Here is a 3,984-nt window from a genome sequence, read left to right as displayed (position 1 = left end):
CCTGATCGCCAACGAGTTCATCAGCAACGTCGTGTCGCACGCCAACACGATGGCGACGTTGCAGGTGTCGCTGTGGGCCCGGCATCTCGCGATCACGGTGCGGGACGGATCCCCCGAGCCCCCGGTGCTGCGGCGCGACGGCGACCGCCCCGGACGCGGCCTGATGCTGGTCGAGGCAATGGCCACGTCGTGGGGCTGGCTGCCCTCGGAGGGCGGCAAGGTGGTGTGGGCGACACTGCTGCGCTGAGGCTGTCTGTTCGACCGCTTGTCAGGGCCGGTCGGCCACGTGCGAGTCGAGACCCGCCACGGCGAGCACCTTCGCCACGTAGCGCTGCACGCCGACCAGCTGCAACGGCGGCTCCGCCAGCTCCGCGGCCTCGGTCAGCACGGCCAGACCGGCCGCGTCGATCAGCGGCATGTTGGTCAGATCGATGGTCAGACGTCCGAGCCCGGCAGCGGCGCGGACCGCGTGGAGCAGGCCGGCGCGCAGCCGATCCGCACTGTCGCGGTCCACCTCACCGATGATGCGCACGGTGATCCCGTCCGCGGTCCGGCACGTGGACACCCGCATGGCGAGCGACTCGGACGGCACCCCCGCACCGTGCCAGCGCGGGATGGTGTCGCTGATCATCGCCTCGCGCAGCCAGGCCAGTGTCCGGGTGAGCGTGCGCGACACGTGCATCTGCGAGATGCCCAGCTCCGCGGCGATGTCGGCCTGGGTGTGGTTGCCGTGGAAGCGCATCATCAGCATCGTCCGCTCCCGGGCCGGCAGCCTGAGCAGCAGCTCCGCCACGGTGATGCTGTCGTCGACGGCCTCCAGGTCACGGTCGACGTCGCCGAGCAGCTCGCCCAGCTCGGCCGCGCCGTCGGTGCCCATCGTCGGCGCGTTGAGCGAGATCGGCGAGTGGCCCGCGCTGGAGACGACCGCCTCGGTGACGTCCTCGACGGTCGCGCCGAGCCGGTCGGCGATCTCCGCGATCGCGGGCGGCCGGGAGAGCGACGCGGTCAGGTCCATGCGGACGCGGTTCACCTCGAGCGTGAGGTCCTGAACCCGCCGTGGCACGTGCACCGCCCAGGTGGTGTCCCGGAAGTGGCGCTTGAGCTCACCGGAGATGGTCATGACGGCGTATGCGGTGAAGGAGCCGCGCTCCGGGTCGTACCGGTCGATCGCCTTGACGAGCCCCATCCGGGCGACCTGCTCCAGATCGTCCAGCGGCTCTCCGCGGCCGCGGTACCGACGAGCCATCCGGCCGGCGAAAGGCAGACATTCCGCGACGAACCGGTCCCTGAGCAGCGCGCGTTGCCCGTCGGGACCGTCCGACAGGGCGGTCGCATAGCTCAGAGCAGCGGCGTCGAGATCTGCCAGAACGCTGTCCGAGGATGGTCCAGCCTCGTCGGTGTAGCGCATCGGCACCTCCGCCACTCTGAACCTACAGACGCCTCGACTCTGCCCTCTGCCCGGGAGCGGCGCCCTTGAAACGGCCCAGCGGGTCAAAGTTTCCGCCGTCCACGACCGGAGTCCAGGTTAGCTGGGCGAACGGCCGATCGGGCACGGTAGCGGCCGCGCCACGATCTGGTGGCCGCCAGATGGGCGGTGGACCCCACCAGATGATCCGCACGGCGGACCGGGCGGCGGTCGGAACGGCCGGCCGGGGCACCTCGGCGACGGCGGTGTCGTGCGTCGCGTTGGTCGCCGGCGCCGTCGCGAGCAGCACCGCGGCGCCCACGATCGCCATCCCCGCGACCAGGGCCGCCCAGCCCCACCCGGGCCGGACGGTGTCGCCGAGGAAGGCCAGCGCGATCGCCGACGGCGCGGTGACCTCGGCGGTCCAGTGCACGGCCGTGACCGGGCCGACCTCGCCCCGCTGCAGCGCGTGCGCGTACAGCGTCATGCCGGTCCCGGCGAAGGTGAGCAACGCGAAGGTCAACGGCTCGGTGGCGATCGCCCACGCCGTGGCCCAGCCGTTGAGGCCCGGCGGCACCGGCAGCACCCGTCCGATCAACGCCGCGCCGCCCAGCGACAGGCCGGCCAGCGCGGCGACCATGCCGCCCGGCGCGCCCACCTTGGCCGCACCCCACCCGGCCAGCACCATCGCGAAGGCCGCCGCGCACAGGCAGAGGCGCAGCCAGCCCGACGCGGCGACGTCGTCCTGCGGACCGGCCGACAGGGCCAGCAACCCGAGCGCGCCGATCGTGACCGCGATCGCGATGGAGTCACGCCGGCGCAGCCGGGAGCCGAGGACCAGGCGGGCGCCGATGACGGTGAGCGCGAGCGAGGACGCGAGGATCGACTCGACGACGTAGACGGCCAGCTCCCGCAGGGCCACCATCGAGCCGGCCCAGGCGAGCATGTCGCAGACGATGCCGACCAGGTAGAGCGGGTGCCCCATGGTCTTGACCGTGCCTGAGCTGCGGCGGGCCGCGACGGCCTGCAGGATTGACGCGGCGGCGTAGCTCAAGGCGCCGCACACCGCGATCACCAGCGCGACGGTGCCCGCACCGTTCATCGCGGCGGCCCTGAGCCTTTACGTTCTGGGTCGTCTCGTTCAGGGCCGTGACGCTCGGTGTAGTCCCCGATCACACGCCGATGATAAGCCGAGAGGTGCTCAGGAAGCGATGCGCAGAACCGAGATGGTGTCGTCGTCGCCGTTGGACACATAGGCGGTCCGGCCGTCCGGAGAGACCGTGACGGTACGCGGACTGCGGCCCACCTTGATCGTCGCCGTCGTCCGGCCGGTCCGTCCGTTCAGCACGGACACCGTCCCGTCACCCTCGTTGACCACGTACGCGTGTCGTCCGTCCCGGGCGTAGGCGACGCTCTGCGGCTTGTCGCCGACCTCGATCGGGCCGGTGCGCTTGCCGCTGCCCGCGTCGATCAGGTCGACGGTGTCCGCGTCGTACCCCGCGACCAGCACCTTCGTCCCGTCCGGCGACGCCGCGAGGCTGTGCGGGGAGCGGCTCACCCGCACCGACCCCTCGAGCTTGTCCATCCGCAGGTCGATGATCGACACCGAGTTGGACTCGTGGTTCGCGGTGAAGGCGCGCGCGGTGCCGGCGGAGAAGGTGATCGCGTGCGGGTTGGGCTGCACCCGCACCAAGCCGTCGGCCCGCTGGTCCTTCGCGGCGTAGACCTCCACCCGCCGACGGCCGTGGATCGGCACCCACAGCCGGCCGTCCGGCGCGACCGACAGCGTGTACGGCTGCGGCCCGGTCGTCACGTACCTGGTGACCTTTCGCGTGCGCGCGTCGATCACGGCCACGCCACTGCCGCTCTTGTCGTCGCGGTACATCGAGACGAAGACCTGGCGGCCGTCGCGCGAGACCGCGACGAAGCGCGGATTGCTGCGCAGGCGTACGTCGGTGACCTTGCGGGTGCGGGCGTCCACCACGGACAGCACGCGGGAGCCCTGGTTGGCGACGTAGACCGTGCGGTTGTCGGGGGAGACCGCGGTGCCCTCGGGCTCGTCGCCCACCTTGATCGTGCCGGTGACCACCGGCTTGTCCATGCTGGATGCCCTGGCCGTGAGCGGCACCTTGGGCACCTTGGGCGTAGGGGTGGACGCGGAGGTCCGCGGGGAGGCGGACGCCTGCGAGATCGGCGCGGTCGCGGTCGGCGAGGAGTCGCGCGTGCGCAACGCGTACGCCACTCCCGCGCCGGTGAGGACCGCGAGCAGCACCACGCCGGCGACCACGACCGGCGCGATGCGACGCGGACGCGGCGGCGGGGCGGCGAGGACGGTCATCCGGGCCCCGTCCGAGTCCCCGGCGAACCACTCCTCCACGGCGGAGAGGGACAGCGGCTCGTCCTGCGCCACCTGACCGGTGACCCGCACGTCGGCCCAGCCGGCCGGGCCCCGCACGGTGACCCAGCCGTGCAGCCAGTCGGTCTCCGGCTGCCACGTCAGGCGCAGGTGCCGGCCGTCCAGCCGCGCGGTCAGCCCCGGGCCGGCGGCGACCACCGTGGCCGCGGCTGCCAGCGGCGGG

4 protein-coding genes are annotated in these 3,984 nt (G+C 72.6%); 1 reads left to right on the top strand and 3 read right to left on the bottom strand.

The window, feature by feature from the left end:
* Positions 1-247: ATP-binding protein (locus AB0M20_RS30885; RefSeq protein ID WP_364303851.1), on the top strand; the 247-nt coding region annotated here is incomplete at its 5' end.
* A 21-nt stretch (positions 248-268) separates the two neighbouring features.
* Here the strand turns inward: AB0M20_RS30885 and AB0M20_RS30880 are convergent.
* The 3 genes from AB0M20_RS30880 to AB0M20_RS30870 form a co-directional block, all read right to left on the bottom strand.
* Positions 269-1,408 (bottom strand): SigB/SigF/SigG family RNA polymerase sigma factor, encoded by a 1,140-nt coding sequence (locus AB0M20_RS30880; RefSeq protein ID WP_364303850.1) that lies wholly within the window; start codon positions 1,406-1,408, stop codon positions 269-271.
* A 22-nt stretch (positions 1,409-1,430) separates the two neighbouring features.
* On the bottom strand, positions 1,431-2,507 hold the full coding sequence (locus AB0M20_RS30875; protein WP_364303849.1) for a hypothetical protein: 1,077 nt from the start codon (positions 2,505-2,507) through the stop codon (positions 1,431-1,433).
* 99 nt (positions 2,508-2,606) lie between these two features.
* Positions 2,607-3,984: YncE family protein (locus AB0M20_RS30870; RefSeq protein ID WP_364303848.1), on the bottom strand; the 1,378-nt coding region annotated here is incomplete at its 5' end.

The organism is Actinoplanes sp. NPDC051633 (genome assembly GCF_040681735.1).
GTDB lineage: Bacteria > Actinomycetota > Actinomycetes > Mycobacteriales > Micromonosporaceae > Actinoplanes.
The sequence above is the reverse complement of the archived record's forward strand: the minus strand, read 5'-3'. Positions and strand labels throughout refer to the sequence as shown.

Excerpts from the sequence above, each read along its gene's own strand:
- AB0M20_RS30880 (WP_364303850.1), bottom strand. The coding sequence starts at position 1,408 with ATGCGCTACACCGACGAGGCTGGACCATCCTCGGACAGCGTTCTGGCA.
- AB0M20_RS30875 (WP_364303849.1), bottom strand. The coding sequence starts at position 2,507 with ATGAACGGTGCGGGCACCGTCGCGCTGGTGATCGCGGTGTGCGGCGCC.